Annotated in this window: 21 protein-coding genes and 1 pseudogene; 7 read left to right on the forward strand and 15 right to left on the reverse strand. The window is 67.8% G+C overall.

The genetic code is table 11. The features are described 5' to 3' along the window. Nucleotides 1–1281 (reverse strand): DEAD/DEAH box helicase (locus LRP66_RS14290; RefSeq protein ID WP_230483274.1); only part of this gene is annotated, 1281 nt, incomplete at its 3' end. 274 nt (nucleotides 1282–1555) lie between these two features. Between LRP66_RS14290 and LRP66_RS14295 the strand changes: the two genes are divergently transcribed. After that, nucleotides 1556–2572: a fumarylacetoacetate hydrolase family protein gene (locus LRP66_RS14295; protein ID WP_230483275.1), complete on the forward strand. Its 1017-nt coding sequence runs from the start codon at nucleotides 1556–1558 to the stop codon at nucleotides 2570–2572. Between the two features lie 659 nt (nucleotides 2573–3231). On the opposite strand, the pseudogene LRP66_RS14300 reads toward LRP66_RS14295, so the two are convergent. Next, nucleotides 3232–3531, reverse strand: a pseudogene (locus tag LRP66_RS14300) (4a-hydroxytetrahydrobiopterin dehydratase); the annotation flags it as partial. A gap of 47 nt (nucleotides 3532–3578) precedes the next feature. Between LRP66_RS14300 and LRP66_RS14305 the strand changes: the two are divergent. Genes LRP66_RS14305 through LRP66_RS14320 form a run of 4 tightly spaced genes read left to right on the forward strand, consistent with a single transcriptional unit; the run spans nucleotide 3579 to nucleotide 5984 of the window. Further along, nucleotides 3579–3998: a metallopeptidase family protein gene (locus LRP66_RS14305; RefSeq protein WP_230483277.1), complete on the forward strand. Its 420-nt coding sequence runs from the start codon at nucleotides 3579–3581 to the stop codon at nucleotides 3996–3998. Then, nucleotides 3995–4585 (forward strand): heme ABC exporter ATP-binding protein CcmA, encoded by a 591-nt coding sequence (gene ccmA, locus LRP66_RS14310; RefSeq protein WP_230483278.1) that lies wholly within the window; start codon nucleotides 3995–3997, stop codon nucleotides 4583–4585. Before LRP66_RS14305 ends, ccmA begins: the two co-directional genes overlap by 4 nt. Next, complete coding sequence (locus LRP66_RS14315; RefSeq protein ID WP_230483279.1) at nucleotides 4582–5220, forward strand: heme exporter protein CcmB; 639 nt, start codon at nucleotides 4582–4584, stop codon at nucleotides 5218–5220. Before ccmA ends, LRP66_RS14315 begins: the two co-directional genes overlap by 4 nt. A 14-nt stretch (nucleotides 5221–5234) precedes the next feature. Continuing rightward, the gene (locus LRP66_RS14320) at nucleotides 5235–5984 is read left to right on the forward strand and encodes a methyltransferase (RefSeq protein WP_230483338.1); all 750 of its coding nucleotides are present in this window, start codon (nucleotides 5235–5237) and stop codon (nucleotides 5982–5984) included. 30 nt (nucleotides 5985–6014) lie between these two features. Here LRP66_RS14320 and LRP66_RS14325 read toward each other — a convergent pair whose 3' ends face one another. The 13 genes from LRP66_RS14325 to coxB all read right to left on the reverse strand — a co-directional run bounded on the left by LRP66_RS14325 (nucleotide 6015) and on the right by coxB (nucleotide 19509). Next, nucleotides 6015–6884: a class I SAM-dependent methyltransferase gene (locus LRP66_RS14325; protein ID WP_230483280.1), complete on the reverse strand. Its 870-nt coding sequence runs from the start codon at nucleotides 6882–6884 to the stop codon at nucleotides 6015–6017. Between the two features lie 10 nt (nucleotides 6885–6894). Further along, complete coding sequence (thrC, locus tag LRP66_RS14330; protein ID WP_230483281.1) at nucleotides 6895–8283, reverse strand: threonine synthase; 1389 nt, start codon at nucleotides 8281–8283, stop codon at nucleotides 6895–6897. A 13-nt stretch (nucleotides 8284–8296) separates the two neighbouring features. Continuing rightward, nucleotides 8297–8992, reverse strand: a complete 696-nt coding sequence (locus tag LRP66_RS14335) for an SURF1 family cytochrome oxidase biogenesis protein (protein WP_230483282.1) — start codon at nucleotides 8990–8992, stop codon at nucleotides 8297–8299. Then, nucleotides 8989–9438: a DUF983 domain-containing protein gene (locus LRP66_RS14340; protein WP_443026700.1), complete on the reverse strand. Its 450-nt coding sequence runs from the start codon at nucleotides 9436–9438 to the stop codon at nucleotides 8989–8991. The genes LRP66_RS14335 and LRP66_RS14340 overlap by 4 nt, the downstream gene beginning before the upstream one ends. Beyond that, a complete protein-coding gene (locus LRP66_RS14345; RefSeq protein WP_230483284.1) occupies nucleotides 9398–10309 on the reverse strand; it encodes a cytochrome c oxidase subunit 3 in 912 nt (303 codons plus the stop codon). Before LRP66_RS14345 ends, LRP66_RS14340 begins: the two co-directional genes overlap by 41 nt. A gap of 36 nt (nucleotides 10310–10345) precedes the next feature. Then, complete coding sequence (locus LRP66_RS14350; protein ID WP_230483285.1) at nucleotides 10346–10885, reverse strand: cytochrome c oxidase assembly protein; 540 nt, start codon at nucleotides 10883–10885, stop codon at nucleotides 10346–10348. After that, nucleotides 10882–11019: a hypothetical protein gene (locus tag LRP66_RS14355; protein WP_230483286.1), complete on the reverse strand. Its 138-nt coding sequence runs from the start codon at nucleotides 11017–11019 to the stop codon at nucleotides 10882–10884. The genes LRP66_RS14350 and LRP66_RS14355 overlap by 4 nt, the downstream gene beginning before the upstream one ends. After that, nucleotides 11016–11915: a heme o synthase gene (locus LRP66_RS14360; protein WP_230483287.1), complete on the reverse strand. Its 900-nt coding sequence runs from the start codon at nucleotides 11913–11915 to the stop codon at nucleotides 11016–11018. The genes LRP66_RS14355 and LRP66_RS14360 overlap by 4 nt, the downstream gene beginning before the upstream one ends. Nucleotides 11916–12120: 205 nt before the next feature. Next, on the reverse strand, nucleotides 12121–13185 hold the full coding sequence (locus tag LRP66_RS14365) for an NAD(P)-dependent alcohol dehydrogenase (RefSeq protein ID WP_230483288.1): 1065 nt from the start codon (nucleotides 13183–13185) through the stop codon (nucleotides 12121–12123). 168 nt (nucleotides 13186–13353) lie between these two features. After that, nucleotides 13354–14739 carry a DUF1501 domain-containing protein gene (locus LRP66_RS14370; RefSeq protein WP_230483289.1) on the reverse strand — a complete coding sequence of 462 codons (1386 nt, stop codon included), beginning with the start codon at nucleotides 14737–14739 and terminating at the stop codon, nucleotides 13354–13356. A gap of 5 nt (nucleotides 14740–14744) precedes the next feature. After that, nucleotides 14745–16451 carry a DUF1800 domain-containing protein gene (locus LRP66_RS14375; RefSeq protein ID WP_230483290.1) on the reverse strand — a complete coding sequence of 569 codons (1707 nt, stop codon included), beginning with the start codon at nucleotides 16449–16451 and terminating at the stop codon, nucleotides 14745–14747. 202 nt (nucleotides 16452–16653) lie between these two features. Continuing rightward, entirely contained in the window at nucleotides 16654–18327 is a 1674-nt protein-coding gene (ctaD, locus tag LRP66_RS14380; protein WP_230483291.1) for a cytochrome c oxidase subunit I, read from the reverse strand. A gap of 3 nt (nucleotides 18328–18330) precedes the next feature. Further along, nucleotides 18331–19509: a cytochrome c oxidase subunit II gene (gene coxB, locus LRP66_RS14385; RefSeq protein ID WP_443026701.1), complete on the reverse strand. Its 1179-nt coding sequence runs from the start codon at nucleotides 19507–19509 to the stop codon at nucleotides 18331–18333. A 240-nt stretch (nucleotides 19510–19749) separates the two neighbouring features. Here coxB and pyrE point away from each other — a divergent pair, with 240 nt between their 5' ends. Next, nucleotides 19750–20334: an orotate phosphoribosyltransferase gene (gene pyrE, locus LRP66_RS14390; protein ID WP_230483293.1), complete on the forward strand. Its 585-nt coding sequence runs from the start codon at nucleotides 19750–19752 to the stop codon at nucleotides 20332–20334. After that, nucleotides 20331–21059, forward strand: a complete 729-nt coding sequence (locus tag LRP66_RS14395; RefSeq protein WP_230483294.1) for a pyridoxine 5'-phosphate synthase — start codon at nucleotides 20331–20333, stop codon at nucleotides 21057–21059. The genes pyrE and LRP66_RS14395 overlap by 4 nt, the downstream gene beginning before the upstream one ends. The last annotated feature ends 98 nt before the right edge of the window (nucleotides 21060–21157 follow it).

A 21157-nucleotide genomic window follows, 5' to 3' on the forward strand; every position in this document is an offset into this window, starting at 1 on the left:
CGGCTGGCGACCCTGGGGCGCGCGGGCATCGGTCGCGCGGGCATGATGCGTGGCGCGCGGGCGGGCCGGATCGCGCGGGCGATCGACGCGCGGCGCGGGATCGGCGCCGATCGCCTTCACCCGCTGCGACTTGATCGTCTCGGCCCGCTTCACGAAGTCGGCGGGAAGCGGCACGACGGTGATCTTCTGCCGCGTGAGCTTCTCGATATCCTTCAGATACGGACGCTCGTCCTCGGCGCAGAAGGCGATGGCCAGACCCGAACGCCCCGCACGCGCGGTGCGGCCGATGCGGTGGACATATTGCTCGGCGACGTTGGGCAGTTCGAAGTTGAAGACGTGGCTGACGCCCGGAATGTCGATGCCGCGTGCGGCGATGTCGGTCGCCACCAGCACGCGGGTCTGGCCCGAGCGGAACTCGCCCAGCGCCCGCTCGCGCTGGCCCTGGCTCTTGTTGCCGTGGATCGCGTTGGCGGCGATGCCGTTGCCCGCCAGCAGCTTCACGACGCGGTCCGCGCCATGCTTGGTGCGGGTGAAGACCAGCGCCAGCTCGATCGCCGGATCGGCCAGCAGGATGGTCAGCAGCGCCTGCTTTTCCTGTTGCGTGACGAAGGTCACCGACTGCTCGACACGCTCGGCGGTGGTGGCGACGGGGGTCACCGACACGGTCGCCGGGTTGTCGAGGAACTTGTCGGCCAGGTCGCGGATCGCCGCGGGCATGGTGGCCGAGAAGAACAGGGTCTGGCGCTTGCGCGGGATCATCTTCACGATGCGGCGAAGCGCGTGGATGAAGCCCAGGTCGAGCATCTGGTCGGCTTCGTCGAGCACCAGGATCTCGATCATCGACAGGTTCAGGAAGCCCTGCTCGACCAGATCGATCAGACGGCCGGGCGTGGCGACGAGGATGTCGACGCCGCGCGACAGGTCCTGGCGGTTCTTGTTCAGGCTGGTGCCGCCGAAGACGGTCGCGACCGCCAGCTTGGAGAATTTGGCATAGCCCTTCGCGTTTTCGGCGATCTGGCTGGCCAGTTCACGTGTCGGGGCCAGGACGAGCATCCGGCAATGGGTCGGCAGGACGCGCTTGTTCGCCTCGACCAGCCGCTGGATCGAGGGGAGGACGAAGGCCGCGGTCTTGCCGGTGCCGGTCTGCGCGATGCCGAGCAGGTCGCGGCCTTCCAGCAGCGTCGGGATCGAGTCGCGCTGGATCGGGGTCGGCTCGGAATAGCCCTTGGCTTCGAGCGCACGGACGAGCGGCTCGGCGAGGCCGAGTTCGGAAAAGGACATGGAATAACTTTCTGACATGGCGCGCGAGTCACGACAGGCCGCAAGCGCGGGCCGGGGTTGATGACACCCCGCGTGACAAGGGAAGCCTGAAGACAGGGTCGGGGCGGAGCCGGGACCAGATGGTCCGTTCACGCTGCGAGTGGACGCCTCGACGGTCGGCCATGTGCGCTAACGCTTGCGGAAAGTCAAGTTTCGGGCAGGATCGCGTCGCGGTCGCGTGACAACCGTGGGCGGATGGTTACATCCGATACCAGTTAGCGAAGAGGAGTCCTGCATGAAACTCGCCAGTCTCAAACATGCCAATCCCGGACAGGGGCGCGACGGCAAGCTGGTCGTCGTGTCGAGCGACCTCGCCTGGTATGCGGATGCGGGGCATATCGTGCCGACCCTACAGGCCGCGCTCGACGATTGGCAGCGGCACGCACCCGCGCTCGCCAATCTGGCGACCGATCTCGATCACGGCGCGATCCCGCGCGAGCGCTTCCATGAGCATGACGCCGCCTCGCCGCTGCCGCGCGCCTATCAATGGGCCGATGGTTCGGCCTATGTGAACCACGTCGCGCTCGTCCGCCAGGCGCGCGGGGCGGAACTGCCCGAGAGTTTCTGGCATGATCCGCTGATCTATCAGGGCGGGTCGGACGGATTTCTGGGCCCGCGCGATCCGATTCCGCTGGCCGACGAAAGCTGGGGCTGCGACCTGGAGGGCGAGGTCGTCGTCGTCACCGGCGACGTGCCCATGGGCGCGAGCCGCGAGGAGGCGCTGGCCGCGATCTGGCTGGTCGGGCTGACCAACGACGTGTCGCTGCGCGGGTTGATTCCCGGCGAACTCGCCAAGGGGTTCGGCTTCTTCCAGTCCAAGCCCGCCTCGGCCTTTTCGCCGGTCTTCGTCACGCCCGAATCGCTGGGCGACTGGTGGCGGGATGGCAAGCTTCACCGCGTGCTCAAGGTCGATCTCAACGGCCAGCCCTTCGGCCGGGCGGATGCGGGGCAGGACATGACCTTCGACTTCGGCACGCTGGTCGCGCACGCCGCCAAGACCCGCGCGCTGGGGGCGGGGACGATCATCGGATCGGGCACCGTGTCCAACCGCGATGTCGATGGCGGGCCGGGCAAGCCCGTGGCCGAGGGTGGTGTCGGCTATAGCTGCATCGCGGAAGTGCGGATGATCGAGACGATCCGCGGCGGCGAGCCGGTCACGCCCTTCCTCAGGAAAGGCGACACGGTGCGAATCTGGATGGAGGACGACCGCCACCACCCGATCTTCGGCGCGATCGAGCAGACGGTGGCGTAACCTATTCCTCCCCATCTCCGATGGGGAGGGGACCGCCGCGAAGCGGTGGTGGAGGCGCGGGGCCCGACGGTCCGCTTTCCTCCAGCGTTCGGTTGCCGGGCGACCGCACGGCATCGCCCCACCACCACCCGGCTATGCCGGGCGGTCCCCCTCCCCAAGCAAGCTTGGGGAGGATGGGGTCGCGATCGGGCAGAGGGTGGCGAAGCCCATTCCTCCCCATCTCCGATGGGGAGGGGGACCGCCGCGAAGCGGTGGTGGAGGGGCGGGGCCCGGCGGACCGCTTTCCTCCGGCGTTCGGTTGTTGGGCGACCGCATGGCATCGCCCCACCACCACCCGGCTATGCCGCGCGGTCCCCCTCCCCAAGCAAGCTTGGGGAGGATTGGGTCGCGATCGGGCAGAGGGTGGCGTAGTTTATTCCTCCCCATCTCTGATGGGGAGGGGGACCGCCGCGAAGCGGTGGTGGAGGGGCGGGGCCCGGCGGTCCGTTTTCCTCCGGCGTTCGGTTGTTGGGCGACCGCATGGCATCGCCCCACCACCACCCGGCTATGCCGGGCGGTCCCCCTCCCCAAGCACGCTTGGGGAGGATTGGGTCGCGATCGGGCAGACGGTGCCGAAGCCATTCCTCCCCAAGCTTGCTCGGGGAGGAATTGAGGGGTGGTCAGGCGACCAGCGCGTCGATCGCTTCGGCCATATCGATATCGCGCGCCGACAGGCCGCCCGCGTCGTGCGTGGTCAGCATGATGTCGACCCGGTTCCACACATTGGACCATTCGGGATGATGGTCCGCCTTTTCCGCCAGCATCGCGACGCGGGTCATGAAGCCGAACGCCTCGTTGAAGTCGGTGAAGACGAAGCGGCGGCTGATCGCGTCGCGCCCCTCGTCCCAATCCCATTCGGGCAGGCCGTCGAGCGCCTCGTCCCGGTCCAGATCGTTCAGCCGCTCCACCATCGCCGTCCCCTTGCTTCTCTTGTTCTTTTGACAGCCACAGCGGTATGACGACGCGCATGAGCGGGCAAGACGGGATCGGCGAAGCGCCTACGGCCGAAGCGATCGAGGCGATCGCGCGGGACGTGATCGCGCGCCTGCCAGCGGCGTTCGTCGCGCATCTGGGCGATGTCGTGCTGATCGTCGAGGAATTCGCCGATGAGGAGACGCTGGCGGCGCTGGGAATCGCGCATCCCCTCGACCTGACCGGGCTCTATCACGGGCGTCCGGTGGGCGAGAAGAGTTCGATGGATTCGGGCGGCCTGCCCGATCGCATCCATCTGTACCGACGCGCGATCCTCGACGAATGGGTCGAGACGGGGGTGCGCCTGGACGATCTGGTGGCGCATGTGACGATCCACGAGATCGGCCATCATTTCGGCCTGTCGGATGACGATATGCACGCGTTGGAAGACGCGGTGGATATGTCGCCCAAGTGATCCTGTCGCTGTCCGATGTCGCTTGCGCGCGCGGCGGGAGGCTGTTGTTCGCGCACGCCTCGCTCACCCTGTCGGCGGGGGACGCGGCGATCGTCACGGGCCCCAACGGCATCGGCAAGTCCAGCCTGCTGCGCCTCGCCGCCGGGCTGATCGCTCCCTTCGAGGGACAGGTCGCGCGGCAGGGGCGGATCGCGTTGATGACCGAGGATCTGGCATTGGACAGCGACCGATCGCTCACCGACTCGCTGCTCTTCTGGGCACGGATCGATGGTCGGGGCACGGCGCGGGAACGGGTGGCGGCGGCACTCGCGGAGGTCGGGCTCGCCGCGCTGGCGGAGATTCCGGTCAGGCTGTTGTCGACGGGCCAGCGGCGTCGCGCCGCACTGGCGCGGACGCTGGCGGCCGGAGCGGCGCTGTGGCTGCTCGACGAGCCCGCCAACGGGCTGGACGCGAGCGGCGTGGCGATGCTCGAACGCGCGGTGGAGCGCCACCGGGCGGAGGGCGGGGCGGTGTTGCTCGCGACGCATCAGGCGCTGGCGGTGCCCGGTGCCACGACTGTCGCGCTCGACATGCTGGTTCCGGCATGAACGCGCCGCTGACCCTCATCGCGCGCGACGTGCGGCGCGGATATGCCGGGGGTGGCGCGACGCTGACCTGCGGCTTCTTCCTGCTCGCGGTGGTGCTGTTTCCGTTTGCGATCGGCCCCGACCGGGTGCTGCTGGCCCGGATCGGCCCCGGTGCGATCTGGGTCGCGGCGCTGCTCGCGGCGCTGCTGCCGGTCGAGCGACTGGTCGCGCCGGATGCCGAGTCGGGCTGGTTCGACCAGATCAGGGTCCACGGCCTGTCGCTGCCGCTGGTCATGGCGTTGCGCATGTTTGCTCACTGGATCGCCTTCGCGCCGCCGCTGATGCTGGTGGCGCTGATCGCGGGTGGGCTGTTCGGACTGGATGGGATGCGGCTCGGTCGGGTCGAGCTGGCGCTGCTGCTGGGGACGCCGGGCCTTGCCGCGCTGGCGGTGGCGACGGGCGCGCTGACCGCGGGCTTGCGCGGCGCCGGAGGAATGGCCGGGCTGTTGCTGCTGCCACTGGCGCTGCCGCTCTTGATCTTCGGGGCGGGGGGGGAGGATCTCGGCGCGGTCAAGCTGTTGGCGGCGGTGTCGCTGATGCTGGTGGCGGGGGCGCCCTGGCTGGCGGCGGCGGCGATCCGCTCGGTACGCGATTGAGCCTGTCGGTGACGATGCGGGACGATGCCACGACGCGGATCGCGCGCGCCTTCGACGCGGCGGCGGCCTATGACGCGCATGCGGTGGTCCAGCGCCGGGTAGCGACCTGGCTGGCCGAGGCGATCGTGGCCGCCGCACCGCCACGCCCGCGCGTGCTGGAGGTGGGGTGCGGCACCGGCTTCCTGACCGGCGCGACCATGCCGCATCTGGTGGAACCCGACTGGCTGATGACCGATATCGCGCCCGCGATGCTGGCGCGCGGGCTGGCGGCCAATCCGGGCGCGCGCGGGCGGATGATGGACGGCGAGCACCCCGATCTGACCGGGGAAGCGCCGTTCGACCTGATCGTCAGCAGCCTGGCAGTGCAATGGTTCGGCGATCTGGCGGGCGGGTTGCGGCGGCTCGCCGGGTTGCTCGCGCCGGGTGGGCGGCTGCTGGTGACGACGCTGGTCGAGGGGACGTTCGCGGCCTGGCATGAGGCGCATCGGGCGGAAGGCTATGTGGCGGGGAGTCCGGTCTATCCCTCGATCGCCGTGCCGGACTGGCGGATCGAGATGCGGACGTTCGAGCAGCGGCACGACTCGGCGGCCGCGTTCATGCGGGCGCTCCGGGCGATCGGCGCGGGAACACCGCGCGAGGGGCACCGCCCGATCCCGCCGGGGGCGATGCGGCGGATTGCCCGGCGGTTCGAGGCTGGCGGGGCGGTCGCGACCTATGAAGTGGCGCTGATCGAGATCCGTTCCCCGACACCCCGCCGAGTCTGAGCGGACGGGCGTTGGGGAGGCAGGAGAGCCTTACCGGCTCCACCGTGCCCAGATGGCTGTCGGCAGTACCAGCCCGCGCGCTTCCTCGCGCACGCCCAGTTCGCCGCATTCCACCTTGCCGGGCAGGTCGGCCATCACCTGTCGCATCATCTCGCCGATCGCCATCGCCGACATGCGCACCGCGTACACCGTGAGGAACAGGAAGCGCGAGTCGGCGTCCAGCAACTGGCGGCAGTTCGCGATCAGGCCGGGCAGGTCCTCCTCGAGCCGCCAGACCTCACCCTCCGGCCCGCGTCCATATTTTGGCGGGTCGAGCAATATGCCGTCATAGCGCCGCCCGCGCCGCACCTCGCGCGCGACGAACTTCGCCGCATCGTCGATGATCCAGCGGACCGGCGCATCGCCCAGCCCCGACAGCATCGCATTGCTTCGCGCCGCCTCGACCGATTTCTTGGAGGCGTCGACATGGACCATCCTGGCCCCCGCGCTCGCCATCGCCAGCGTGCCGACGCCGGTATAGCCGAACAGGTTCATGCACTCCGGCTCGGCCAGCCCGTCGACCTGCTCGCGCATCCAGCTCCACACGGGCGCCATGTCGGGGAAGAAGCCGAGGTGGCGGAAGGGGGTGTTCTGCGCGGTGAAGCGCACCTCGTTCCACTTCAGCGGCCAGCCGTCGCGTGGCACCGGCTCGGCGAAGTTCCAGCGGCCGCCGCCATCCTCGTCCGAACCCGGCACGAACTCGGCCGCCGCGCGCCAGTCCTGGGTGGCGGGCGCCCACATCGCCTGGGGTTCGGGGCGGATGAAGCGGAACCGGCCATAGCGTTCCAGCTTGCGGCCATGGCCGGAGTCGACCAGCCCGTAATCCGCCCAGGGCTCGCCGGTCATCGTTTCGAGTTTCATGGACAGCGCGTTAGCGCAAACCATGCCCGTCGATAAAGGCCGTCACCGCCTCGAAGGTGCCCGGCAGCGTCGTATAGCGTTCCTCGCGCTCGAACAGGTCGCCGACGCGGCGGGGGAGCGGGGGGCGGACGCCGGTCGCGCGCTCGACCGCGTCGGTGAACTTGGCGGGGTGTGCGGTGGCCAGCGTCACGATCGGGGCGGTCGTTTCGGCGGCGCGCGCGGCCGATAGCGCGATGGCGGTATGCGGGTCGAGAACCTGCCCCGCCTGTTCGCAGGCCCAGCGCATCGCGCGGCTCATATCGTCGGCGTCGACCCGCGCGCTGGTGAAGAGCGGTGCGATCGCCTGGCTCTGCGCATTGGTCAGCCGCATCGCGCCCGACGCCTCGAAGCCCTTCATCTGGGCGGCCAGCGCGGCGCCGTCGCGGCCGTTCGCGTCGAACAGCAGCCGCTCGAAATTGGAGCTGACCTGGATGTCCATAGAGGGCGTCGCGGTCGCCTGAACCTGCCCCTTGGAATAGTCGCCCGAGGATAGGGCGCGGTGCAGGATGTCGTTGACGTTGGTCGCGACGATCAGCCGCTCGATCGGCAGGCCCATGCGCGCCGCGACATATCCGGCGAAGACGTCGCCGAAATTGCCGGTCGGGACCGAGAAGGCGATGCGCTTGCCCGGCGCGCCCAGCCGGACGGCGGCATAGAAATAATAGACGACCTGCGCCATCAACCGCGCCCAGTTGATCGAGTTCACCGCCGACAGCGTATGGCGATCGGCGAAGGCGCGGTCGTTGAACATCGCCTTCACCAGTGCTTGCGCGTCGTCGAAATTCCCCTCGATCGCGATGTTGTGGACATTGGGGGCGAGTACCGTCGTCATCTGGCGACGCTGGATCTCCGTCACGCGGCCTGCCGGGTGCAGCATGAAGATGTCGATATTGGCGCGCCCCGCGACCGCGTCGATCGCCGCCGAGCCCGTGTCGCCGCTGGTCGCGCCGACGATGGTCAGCCGGGTGTCGGTGCCGCGCAGGAACCGTTCGAACAGCAGCCCCAGCATCTGGAGCGCGACGTCCTTGAACGCCAGCGTCGGCCCGTGGAACAGCTCGAGCAGCCACTGGTCATGGTCGAGCTGGACCAGGGGCGTGACGGCGGCGTGCGAGAAACGGCCATAGGCGGCGTCGCACAGCCCTTGCAGGTCCTCCGGCGTCAGGCTGTCGCCGACGAACGGCGCCATGATCCGCGCGGCGGTCTGCGCATAGGACAGGCCCGCCAGCCCCTCGATCTCGTGCGGAGTCAGGCTGGGCCAGGTTTCGGGGACATATAGCCCGCCGTCGCTGGCGAGACCGGTCAGGGTCGCGCCCCGGAAGTCGAGGACGGGGGCGGAGCCACGGGTACTGTGATAGCGCATGATGCGCCGGGGCTTAACGGGGTGGGCGCCCGGTCACAACCGCTCGATTGCGTCGAGCGACGGCCAAAACATAGATAATTGCGGCAATCGCCGCGAACAGGAACCATTGAATGGCATAGGCCAGATGGTTGTTGGGCACCCCGTCGATATCGGGGCTGGCATTGGGCTCCAGCCCGGCGGCGGGCGTGTCGGCGACCAGCAGCATCGCCTGCGGGCGGTGGTCGAAGGCCGACTGGATCAGCGAGCGGCTGTCGGGGGCATGGGAGACATAGCCGGTGACCGGGCCCCCCGACCAGTCGATCTCCTTGCGCGGATCATGGGTGGTGCCGAGCTGTACCTGAAGCGATCCCTGTCCCACTGAGCCCTGTCCCACTGAGCCCTGTCCCACTGAGCCCTGTCCCACTGAGCCCTGTCCCACTGAGCCCTGTCCCACTGAGCAGGTCGCGATCAGGCGGAACCCCGCCGCGCCCGCGCCCGCGCGGCGGATCGTCACCGGCGGGCGGCAATCGGCAACGGTTCGGCGGAAGAGCAGCCGGTCGTCGGGGCGGAGGGGAAAGGCGATGGGCGGTCGCGCCGGATTGGCGGCGAGCTGCGCCAGATACGCCTCCTTCCTGGGCAGCCGGTCGAGCAACTGCCACAGGCCCAGCGCGATCATCAGGGCGACCGCCAGCCCGACGATCACGCTCGGCAGGATGGGAACGCGCCTCATGCGTCCTCGTCCGGGCGGACCACCGCGCCCTCGCGCGCCTCGTTGCGATATTCCGCCGCCATCAGCGCCCCCTTGGCCAGTCGAAGGCTGTAGATGACGCCGATCGCGGTCAGCGGCAGCCAGATCAGCATATGCAGCCAGAGCGGCGGATGAAGGGTCAGCTCGACGACGATCGCCGCGATGGTGATCACCGTGCCGAGGATCAGCGTCAGGAAGGCGGCGGGGCCGTCCCCGACGTTGAAGCGGGTGAAGTCCAGCCCGCAGGCGCTACAGCGATCCGCGAAGCTCGCCAGATGCCGGGAGAATAATGGCCCCGCAAACAAATGGGGCTGGCCGCAACGCGGACACAGCCCCTGAAACGCCGCTTGCGCGATAGTGGGCGGGTTGGGGGTGGGAGGCGTCGGCTCAGCCACTATGAACCGGCGCGCCCCAGCCACCCCAGACATAGATGGTGACGAACAGGAACAGCCACACCACGTCGACGAAATGCCAGTACCAGGCCGCCGCCTCGAACCCGAAATGCTGGCGCGGGGTGAAGTCGCCGCGATAGGCGCGGATCAGGCAGACGATCAGGAAGATGGTGCCGACCAGAACGTGGAAGCCGTGGAAGCCGGTCGCCATGAAGAAGGACGCGCCATAGTTGATCCCCTTGAAGGGGAAGGGCGCATGGACATACTCATAGGCCTGGATCGAGCTGAAGATCAGGCCGAGCACGACGGTCAGCCACAGACCCTTGAGCACGCCGTCGCGATCGCCGACGCCCAGCGCGCCCCACAGGCCCTTCTTCTCGCCGCCGCGCTGGTTATGGATCAGCGCATGATGCGCCCAGGTGACGGTGGTGCCGCTGGTCAGCAGGATCAGCGTGTTGAGCAGCGGCAGCTTGAAGGCGTCGATGACCTCCAGCCCCTTGGGCGGCCAGGTCGCGGCGATGGCGGCGGCACCCTCGGCGGCGCGTTCGACCTGCCCGTCGACGACGCTCATCGCGGTCGGGAAGAGCGAGAAGTCGAAAAAGGCCCAGAACCATCCGACGAAGAACATCACCTCCGACGCGATGAACAGGATCATGCCATAGCGGAAATGGAGCTGCACCACCGGGGTATGGTCGCCATGATGCGCCTCGCGCACCACGTCCGCCCACCAGCTTCCCATGCAGAACAGCACCGCCGCCAGGCCTGCCAGGAACGCCCAGCCGCCACCCTGGACGCTGTGCATCCACATGATCGCGCCCGAGGCCATCAGCAGCGCCGACATCGAACTGGCGAGCGGCCAGGGGCTCGGCGGCAGGATGTGATAGTCGTGGTTCTTCGCGCCAGCCATGATCCCGTCCCTATATTTTGCTATTTTGGGGGCAGGCTAACCCGCTTTTCCCGCCGAATCCACCGGGTAAAATGTGTAGGACAGGGTGATGGTCTCGATGTCCTTCGCATCCGGGTCGTTCAGGATCTTGGGATCGACGAAGAAGATGACCGGCATACGCACCGTCTCGCCGGGTTTCAGCGTCTGCTGGGTGAAGCAGAAACACTGGATCTTGGTGAAATAGCGCCCGGCCTGATCGGGGGTGACGTTAAAGGTCGCGGTGCCGGTGATCGGCACCTTCGCATTGTTGGTCGCGGTGAAGAACACCATGTCGCGTGCGCCGATATCGACGGTTTCGTGCGGATTTTCGGGCTTGAAGGTCCAGGCGAGCCGTGACGAGACATTGGCGTCGAAATCGACCCGGACCTGGCGATGGACGCTGCCCGGCGCCGCCTGTCCGCGCTGGGTCGTGCCCTGATAGCCCGTCACCTGGCAGAACATGCGATAGAGCGGCACGCTGGCCCAGGCGAGCCCGGTCATGAACACCACGCCGACCAGCGCGAACACCACCGTGCGAGCCTGGCGCGTCAGGGTCATCCGTGCATCCCCGCGCGGATCTTGGACAGGGTGATGAAGAAGATCAGCACCACCAGGAAACCGAGCAGCAGCGCCATCACGGTGGCGCGGGCGCGCTGCTTGGCGCGAATGCGATTCGAATCGTCGGGCGTCATGCCCAACGATCCACCACCAGCGCGCCGAAGAGAAGGAAAAGATACAGGATGGAATATTTGAACAGCCGCTTTTCGGGCTTCATCGCGTCGTCGGGCTGCGTATGCCGGAAGGCGACGATCGCGGCATAGGCGCCGAACAGCGCGGTTCCGGCCGTGGCGATCACGCCATAGATCGACCCCGTCAGCCCCAATGGCCAGGGTGCGACGGCGGCGATCGCCATCGGAATGGTGTAGAGCCCGATCTGCGCACGGGTCACCCGCTCACCCGCGACGACGGGCAGCATGGGCACGCCCGCATTGGCGTAATCGGTCTTCACGAACAGCGCGAGCGCCCAGAAATGCGGCGGCGTCCACAGGAAGACGAGGCTGAAGAGCAGGAAGGGCAGCAGCGCGATCTGCCCCGTCGCCGCCGCCCAGCCGATCAGCGGCGGAAACGCGCCCGCCGCACCGCCGATGACGATATTCTGCGGCGTCCGGCGCTTCAGCCAGACGGTATAGACCAGGACGTAGAACAGGATCGACACGGCCAGGATCGCGGCGGCGACGTAATTGACCGCCAGCCCCATCAGGATGACCGAGAAACAGGAGAGCCCGACGCCGAAATGCAGCGCCGATTCGCGGGTCATCCGTCCGGCGGGCAATGGGCGCTTGGCGGTGCGCTTCATCAGCGCGTCGAGGTCCGCCTCATACCACTGGTTGAGCGCGCCCGCCGCACCCGCGCCCAGCGCGATGCACAGGATCGCGGTAAAGCCGATGACCGGATCGACGGCATTGGGCGCCGCCAGCATTCCGCAGAGTCCGGTGAACACCACCAGCGTCATGACCCGCGGCTTGGTCAGGGCGAGGAAGTCGCGCCAATCGGCGGGGACGAAGACGGAGGAGGGAATGCTGGACATGGAAGCCCCGCATATAGGCGCTGTGGGGAGGGGGAGCAATCGAAGCGGTTGTCTTGAAAGGATACCCCATTTGCCAGAAGCGCACCCCCTCCCGCAGGCGGGAGGGGGACGGGGGGAGGGTAAGGGGTCTCACAGAGGGCAACGCCCGTGGCCTTCCCTCCCCCATCCCCTCCCGCTTGCGGGAGGGGCGTGAGGCTCAGCGGCGTCAGGCCTGCTTCAACGTCGCCATGTCGATGACGAAGCGATACTTCACATCGCTCTTCTGCATCCGGTCATAGGCGGTGTTGACCTCGTCCATCGCGATCATCTCGATATCGGCGGTCAGGCCATGCTGGTGGCAGAAATCGAGCATCTCCTGCGTCTCGGCGATGCCACCGATCAGCGACCCCGCAAGCGAGCGGCGGCGGAAGACCAGATTGCCGACCGAGGGCGACGGGTGCGGCGAATCGGGCACGCCGACCAGCGTCATCGTCCCGTCGCGCTTCAGCAGGACCAGGAACGCGTCCAGGTCATGCGGTGCCGCGACCGTATTCAGGATGAAGTCGAAGCTGTTCGCATGTGCCGCCATCTGGTCGGCGTCCTTCGACACGATCAAGTCCTTGGCGCCCAGCCGACGGGCGTCCTCGGCCTTGTTCGGGGAGGTCGAGAAGACATAGACCTCGGCGCCCATCGCGGCGGCGATCTTCACGCCCATATGGCCCAGGCCACCCAGCCCGACGATGCCGACCTTCTGGCCCGACCCGACCTTCCAGTGGCGCAGTGGCGAATAGGTGGTGATGCCGGCGCAGAGCAGCGGCGCGACGGCGGCCAGGTCGGCGGCGTCGTGGTTGATCTTCAGGACGAAGCTTTCCTTGACCACGATATGGTCCGAATAGCCGCCAAAGGTATGGCCGCCCATCACGGGGTCGGGTCCGTTATAGGTGCCGACGAAGCCGGTCGTCTCGCAATATTGCTCCTCGCCGTCATGGCAGGACGGGCAATGGCCGCAACTGTCGACCATGCAGCCCACCCCGACCATGTCGCCGACCTTGTACCTGGTCACCGCATCGCCGACCGCGGTGACCCGCCCGACGATCTCGTGACCCGGCACGCACGGATATTGGGTGCCCGCCCATTCGCCGCGTGCCGTGTGCAGATCCGAATGGCAGACGCCGCAATACAGGATATCGATGGCGACGTCGTCGCTCTGCGGATCGCGCCGCTCGAACGAGAAGGGCGCGAGCGAGGCGTCGGCCGACTGGGCCGCATAGGCCTTGGCGGGAGTGGGCATGGAAGCTCCTGTGGAATCTTGTGAGGCGACCGGACGATCGCGGCGCTCATATGGGGCCGCCCGGGTCCGATGCCAGAGCCGCCGCCGCGCAAGATTTCCGATCGGAGCTGATCGGGAAATTGCCCGCAATCAGTATGTTATATTGTCTCAACTCAGCCCGGAAAGCCCTTATCCGCCCAGAAAGCCCTGATCCCATGTCGCGCTGTCGTAATTGCCGATATTGGGGAGGACGGTGCGCAGGCCGTTCGAATCGACCCCGAACCAGCTCGCGAGCGTCGCGGCATATTGGTCGACCGACATGGTCGGCAGCAACCGGCCCTGGCCGACATCGTCGCCGGTCCCGGTGCCGACGATCGGCGCCTTGCCATAGAAACGCTGCCCGCGCACCGCGCCGCCGACCAGGAAGTGCATCCCGCCCCAGCCATGATCCGATCCATCGTCGTTCGATTGGAGCGTCCGGCCAAAGTCGGAGGCGGTGAAGCTGGTCACCTGCTCCGCGACACCCAGGGCGACGGTCGTGTCGTAGAAGGCCTTCATCGCCGCCGACACCCTGGCGAGCAGTCCGGGATGCTGCGCGACCAGATTGTCGTGCAGGTCGAACCCGCCGATCGAGACGAAGAAGACCTGTCGCTTCAGCCCCAGCGTCTGGCTGACCGAGATCATCCGGGCGACCATCCTGAGCTGGTCGGCAAGGCCGTTGTTCGAGGGGAAGAGCGGGAAATTGGCGGCGGGCGCCCCGGCGAGCGCGCTGCCGAGTCGGGCCTGGATGTCGAAGGCGCGCTTGCTGATCCGCGCATGTTCGCTGGCCATCGCGAAACCCGACTCGGTGGTCATCAGGCTGCGCAGCGTGTCGAGCGCGGAGGACGAGCCATAGAGGGTGCGGCTGTTGTTGATCAGCGGGATCGGGCCCCCGGTGCCCACCGCATATTGGATCGCGCTGCGCCCGGTCAGATAGACCGCATTGCCGCTGGTGTTGATGCAGGTGAGCGCCGCCGTGCCGTTGCCGCCCTGGAACACGTCGCCGATCCGCCCGCCCCAGCCGCTGGTTGCGCCCTCGGGGTTCGATGCCTGGAAAAAGCTCTGCTGATCGTTGTGGCTGAACAGCTTGGGCGGCAGCTTGACGGTGCGATTGGTATATTGGGCCTTGGTCGTCGGCTCGACGAGGGTGCCGACGTTCAGCGCGACCGCCATCTTCCCCGCCGCGAAGAGCTGGCTCATTTCGGGCATCGAGGGCGAGAGCGCATAGGCGCGCCCGCCGGGCAGCGCGACCGCCGGGTTCAGGACCGTGGCCGCCAGCGCGTCGCGCTGATAGCCGATATTGGCGCGTGCGGTGCGATAGGCGGCAAAGCTGCTCTCGTCATAGGGGACCAGCGTGTTGGCATAGTCGTTGCCGCCATAGAGGAAGACACAGACCAGCGCCTTATAGTCCGAGGCGGTGGCGGCGGCGGCCTCACCGATCGCGGCCAGGCTGGTGACGAAGGGGGTGGCGGTCCCGGCCAGGCCGAGCAACGCACTGCGCTTGAGGAAGGCGCGACGGGACTGGTCTTGCGTCATGATGCTCACCGCAGGGTCAGATAGTCGGGGGAGGCCATGGCCAGCAGGACGGCGATGCCGACCCGGTTGACGGGGCCGTTGGTCGCGGTCGCCGACACGGTGTCGACCGCCGTCCGGATCGCGGTGACCGTCGTGGCGGAAAGCTGTCCCGCCGCCAGCACCAGATTGACCTCGTCGACCAGCGCTTGCGAGTCGGCGGCCTTGGTCAGGATCGCGCTGTAATCGGCCTTCACGTCGCCGGTGCCGTTGGCGATCAGCCCGTACATGTAATTGACATAGGCGACGACGCTTTGCTCGTTGGTGATCTGGAACTCCGGCGCGACCAGCCCGGCGGCCGCGATGCTGGTCCCCGGCGGGGTGTAGCCGGGCCGGTAGAAGTTGAAGACCGAGGGGCTGTGCCCCTTGGCCTGACCCAGCCGGGTCGAGGGGTTGGACGTGTCGCCGATCGCCCAGGCGCCCGATGGCGAGTTGACCGCGAACGCCCGCGCCCATCCGGTCAGCCGCAGGACCGGCTCGCGCAGCTTGCCCGCCGTCGCGGCGGTCGGCAGCGACCGGGCCTCGCTGTCGAGCAGGATCGCGCGGATCACTGCCTTCATGTCGCCGCGCACGCCCTGGCCATTGTCCGCGAAGCGGCTCGCGACCCGGTTGATATAGGCGGGCGAGGGGTTGCTGGTGACCAGCCGCTGGATCAGCTGCCGCGCGACGAAGGGCGGTATGTTGGGATGCGCGAAGATGGTGTCGAGCGCCGACGTCACGCCCGCCATCCCCCCGCCGGTCACGGTGGTGCCGAGGAAGCTCGACGCGCCGGTCTCGTTGATTGCGGCGTTCATCACCAGTGGCTGGCGATAGCGTGCGGTGGTCGTGCTGTCGCTCGTCGCGGGCGACAGGCCGGTGAAGATGCGCGCCAGGCCCGACACATCGGCTTGGCCATAGGTCTCGATCGGCTGCCCGCCATTGGTCTTGACCGAGCCGTCCATGTTGAGCTGGTAGAGGCCCAGCGTGAAGAGCTGCATCAGCTCGCGCGCGTAATTCTCGTCGGGTTGCAGGCCCGTGGTCGGGTTGGCCTTGCGGTTGTTCAGAAAGGTCAGATAGGTCGCCATCGCGAAATTGGTCGTGATCGCGCCGAGCAGGTCGCGATAATTGCCGAACGCATTGTCGAGCAGCAGGTCGACATAGGCGGCCATGCTGAACGCGCGCCACGCATCGGTGACGCCGTCGATGCCGACGACCAGTATATCGAGCAGCGCCATGCCGATCCGCTGGCGAAGCTGGTCGGGCTCGACGATCATCTGCCGCCACATCGACGGGTCGAAGCCCGCCAGCGTATTCCTGTTGGCGGCGGCGTCATAGCCGTTGGCGGTCATCCAGTCCCAATGGGTGGTCGCGCGGGGCAGGGCGAACTGATCGCTCAGCCAGCCGTCGTAGCCGCGCGAGACGACCGTATCGATCATCGCTCGCGTGGCGCCCATGCTGGCCTGTGCGAGGAAGCGGCTCGCCTCGGTGGCGGTGGGCGCGGCGTTGACCACCACGACCGTCGTCGTGCCGCCCGATGCCGAAGAGCCGCCGCCGCTCGCGCCGCCGCCGTCGCCGCAGGCCGCCAGCGCGAGGAGCGGCACGACGCCGGTCGCGCCGTCCGCCCGATCGACCGGCGCGACCGCCGCCATGTCGACGGTTGCCGCATTCGGCACCGCCCCGTCTTCCAGCACCGTCATGATAGGATACCCGCCCGCACCGACCAAATGTCGCCCCGGTGTCAGGATGCGCCGACGTGGCTAACGAATCATGAATCCGGCCTTCGCTCCGTCGCGCTTTCGGACCCGTCTGGCGGGGGCGGCCCGACGGAATGTGGCGGGCATAAGAAAAGGGCCCCGCACCAGAGGTGGGGGCCCTTTCCGTCGCGAGGGGTGGCAGGGATCAGTCGATCCGCGGCAGCGTCTCGAACTGGTGATAGGGTGGCGGGCTGGACAGCGTCCATTCCAGCGTCGTCGCACCTTCGCCCCAGGGATTGTCCCCGGCGGGCTTGCCCGCGACCAGCGACCAGACCAGGTTGACGAAGAAGAACACCATGCCCAGCGCCATGATCTCATAGCCATGGGTCGCCAGCTTGTTCCAGTCGGCAAAGGCCGCCGGATAGTCGGGAATGCGACGCGGCATACCCTGCAGCCCCAGGAAGTGCATCGGGAAGAACAACAGGTTCACGCCGACGAAGAACACCCAGAAGTGAAGCTGGCCGAGCAGCTCGCTATACATCTTCCCCGACATCTTCGGGAACCAGTAATAGAAGCCCGCGAACAGCGCGAACACCGCACCCAGCGACAGGACGTAGTGGAAGTGCGCCACGACATAATAGGTGTCGTGCATGTAATCGTCGATGCCGCCATTCGCCAGCACCACGCCAGTCACGCCGCCGACGGTGAACATGAAGATGAAACCGATCGCCCACACCATCGGCGTCTTGAAGGTGAGACTGCCGCCCCACATGGTCGCGATCCACGAGAAGATCTTGATACCCGTCGGCACCGCGATGATCATCGTCGCGGCGGTGAAATACATCTTGGTGTTCACGCTCAGGCCGGTGGCGAACATGTGGTGCGCCCACACGACGAAGCCGACCACGCCGATCGCGACCATGGCATAGGCCATGCCGAGATAGCCGAAGACGGGCTTGCGGCTGAAGGTCGCGATGATCTGGCTGACGATGCCGAAGCCCGGCAGGATCATGATGTAGACTTCGGGGTGACCGAAGAACCAGAAGAGATGCTGGTACAGGATCGGGTCGCCGCCCCCGGCGGGGTCGAAGAAGGTCGTGCCGAAGTTGCGGTCGGTCAGCAGCATGGTGATCGCCGCCGCCAGCACCGGCAGCGAGAGCAGCAGCAGGAAGGCGGTGACCAGCACCGACCAGACGAACAGCGGCATCTTGTGCAGGGTCATGCCCGGCGCGCGCATGTTGAAGATGGTGGTGATGAAGTTGATCGCGCCCAGGATCGACGACGCACCCGCCAGATGCAGCGACAGGATCGCCATGTCCACCGATGGACCCGGCTCGCCGAAGGTCGATAGCGGGGCGTAGGCGGTCCAGCCGACACCCGCGCCCGACCCGAAGAAGGGCGAGGCGAGCAGCAGCGTGAAGGCGGGGATCAGCAGCCAGAAGGACACGTTGTTCATGCGCGGGAACGCCATGTCGGGCGCGCCGATCATGATCGGCACGAACCAGTTGCCGAACCCGCCGATCATCGCGGGCATGACCATGAAGAAGACCATGATCAGCCCGTGCGCGGTGATAAGCACGTTCCACAGGTGGAGCGACTGGTCGAGGCTCTGCGCGCCGCCGTGCAGCAGCCCGGCCCAGATGCCGAGATACTGGATGCCGGGCTCACGCAGCTCGGCGCGCATCAGGCCGGAGATCGCCCCGCCGATGATCCCCGCGACGATCGCGAAGATCAGATAGAGGGTGCCGATATCCTTGTGGTTGGTCGACAGGAACCAGCGCGCGAAGAAGCCGGGCTTGTGATCGGCGTCATGGTGCGCGTGGTTATGGTCTTCATGACCGACGAAAGCCGATCCGGGGTGAAGTGCGGTGTCGGTCATGGCTTATTGTCCAGCGTTGCCGGGGCCCGCCGGATTGCCGGTGGCGCCTTGCGCGGAAGGGGGGGAAACGGCGGGGGTGGCCAGATTGTCGGCGGGGCCGGTGACCGCCTCGGCCGCATTGGCCTGGGTCGCTTCGACCTTCGAACCCTCGGCACCCGGCTGCGGAATGACCGAGGCGGAGGGGGCCGTCGAGCCGGGCATCTTGCCGCCCTTGGCCGCGATCCACGCCGCGAACTGCGCCGGGGGCACCGCCTGCACCGCGATCGGCATGAAGCCGTGGCGCGCGCCACAGAGCTCGGAGCATTGCCCGAAATAGAGGCCGGGCTTGTCGATGGTGAAGCTCGTCTCGTTCAACCGGCCGGGCACCGCGTCCAGCTTCATCCAGAAGGCCGGGATGGCCCAGCTATGGATGACGTCGTTCGACGTGGTGATCAGGCGGATCGGCACGCCGACGGGCAGGACGATGCGGTTGTCCACCGCCAGCAGGCGCGGACCGTCGGCATCGGTGCGCGCGCGCTCGCCGGGTGACACCTGATCCTTTTCCTTCAGCATGTTGGCGGTGATCTCGATCCCGCCATGATCCGGATATTGATAGGTCCAATACCATTGGTTGCCGATCGCCTTCAGCGTGACGGCACCGGCGGGCGCGGGCTTGAACTGCGCCTGCAGCAGGCCGATCGAGGGGATGGCGATCAGGACCAGGACCACGACGGGGCCGAGCGTCCACAGCACCTCGACCAGCGTGTTGTGGCTGGTCTTGGACGGCACCGGATTGGCCGCGCGGCGATAGCGGAAGGCGACCCAGACGAGCAGCAGCAGGACCAGGATGCAGATGATCGTGATCACCGGCATCAGCACGTCGTTGTGCATCCAGTGCGCGAACACGCCGTTCTTCGTCACCTGCGGCTGGAGCCCGATCTTGCCGTTGATCGGCAGGCCGACCTGGGGATCGATCGTCGTCACCGGTGCACCGTCCTGCGCCAGCAGCGGGCTGGCCGGGGCGGCGGTGGCGGGTGCGGCGGCGGTGGTCGGGGCGGTGTTGGACACCCCCGCCGGTTCGGCCGCGGCCTGCGGGGCGGGGGCGGCGGCCGGCGGCGCGGCGGGAGTCGCGAGCGCGGCCCCCGACAAAGCGGCACAGCCCAGCCCGGCGGCGATCGCCAGCGCCTTCATCCGTTTCGGCATCCTCATCCTCCGGGGTCCGGACATGCGCTTGACCTCGCTCATCCCGCTCTCGTCTCCCATCCTCCCTCGTCGGTCCGTCGGTCATCCGACGGGCCCTTGACGGGGCCTCATGTCGTTTTTGTCAGTCGACTATAGCACGGGACCGCGCCCCCTCAACCCTTGGCGGTGCGAAGCGTCATTGCACCGGTCGAGGGGCGATTCTATGAGGCCTGGTCATCTGACCGATGCCGGAGTTGCCCCATGACCGATGAAGACGTCCTCGCCGAGTTCCGTGCCGCCGAGGCGCTGCTCGAAGGGCATTTCATCCTGTCCTCCGGATTGCGCAGCCCGCGCTATCTGCAATGTGCGCGTGTCCTGATGGACCCGGCCCGCGCCGCGCGGCTGTGCGAGGCGGTCGCCGCGACGATCCCGGCGGAAATCCGCGACGGGATCAGCGCCGTCGTCGCCCCCGCGATGGGCGGCGTCATCGTCGGGCATGAGATGGCGCGTGCGCTGGGTGTGCCGGGCATGTTCCTCGAACGGCCGGAGGGAACCTTCCACCTGCGTCGCGGCTTCCGGCTGGAGCCAGGGCAGAAGGTGCTGATGATGGAGGATGTGGTCACCACCGGCCTGTCGAGTCGCGAAGCGATCGCCGCCATCGCGCGCGAGGGGGGCGAGACGATCGCGGCGGCTTCGCTGGTCGACCGGTCGAACGGCAAGGCCGATCTGGGCGTGCCCTTCTTCCCGCTGATCCGACTCGATGTGCCGAGCTACAGCCCCGACGATCTGCCCCCCGAACTGGCGGCGATCCCCGCGATCAAGCCCGGGAGTCGCGCGGCGGCATGACCGAGCATCTTCGCCTGGGTGTGAATATCGATCATGTCGCGACCGTGCGGAACGCGCGCGGCGCGGGCTATCCCGATCCGGTGAAGGCGGCGCTGATCGCCGTGCAGGCGGGCGCGGACGGCATCACCGCGCATCTGCGCGAGGATCGGCGGCACATCACCGATGACGACATCGCGCGGCTGTCGGCGGAGCTGACCGTTCCGCTGAATCTGGAGATGGCGGCCACGCAGGAGATGCTGGCCATCGCGCTCAGGCATCGCCCGCACGCCGCCTGCATCGTTCCCGAAAAGCGCGAGGAGCGCACGACCGAGGGCGGTCTCGACGCCGCCGGGCAGCGCGAATGGCTCGGCCCCATGGTCGCGACGCTCGGCGAGGCGGGGATCCGCGTCTCGCTGTTCATCGAGCCCGATCCCCGCCAGATCGAGGCGGCGCTGCACCTGCGCGTGCCGGTCGTCGAGCTGCACACCGGCCGCTATGCCGAGCTGAACGGCCCCGAGCGGACCGACGAGCTGCGTCGCCTGTCCGACGCGGCGGCGCTGGCGGCGAAGAACGGGATCGAGGTTCATGCCGGGCACGGCCTGACCTATGACAATGTCGCGCCCATCGCCGCGATCCCGCAAGTGCGCGAGCTGAACATCGGGCATTTCCTGATCGCGGACGCGGTGTTCGTCGGCTTGCCGGAGGTGGTCCGCAAGATGCGCGCCGCGATGGACCTGGCGCGGTGAGGGGCATCACCCGATCCTCCCCAAGCGGTGCCTGGGGAGGGAGACCGCCGCGAAGCCGTGCTGGAGGGGCGTCGCCGCTGGCCGTGACACCCCTCCAC

Origin of the sequence: Sphingomonas sp. Leaf21, assembly GCF_916858675.1 — a bacterium.
Taxonomy (GTDB): Bacteria; Pseudomonadota; Alphaproteobacteria; order Sphingomonadales; family Sphingomonadaceae; genus Sphingomonas.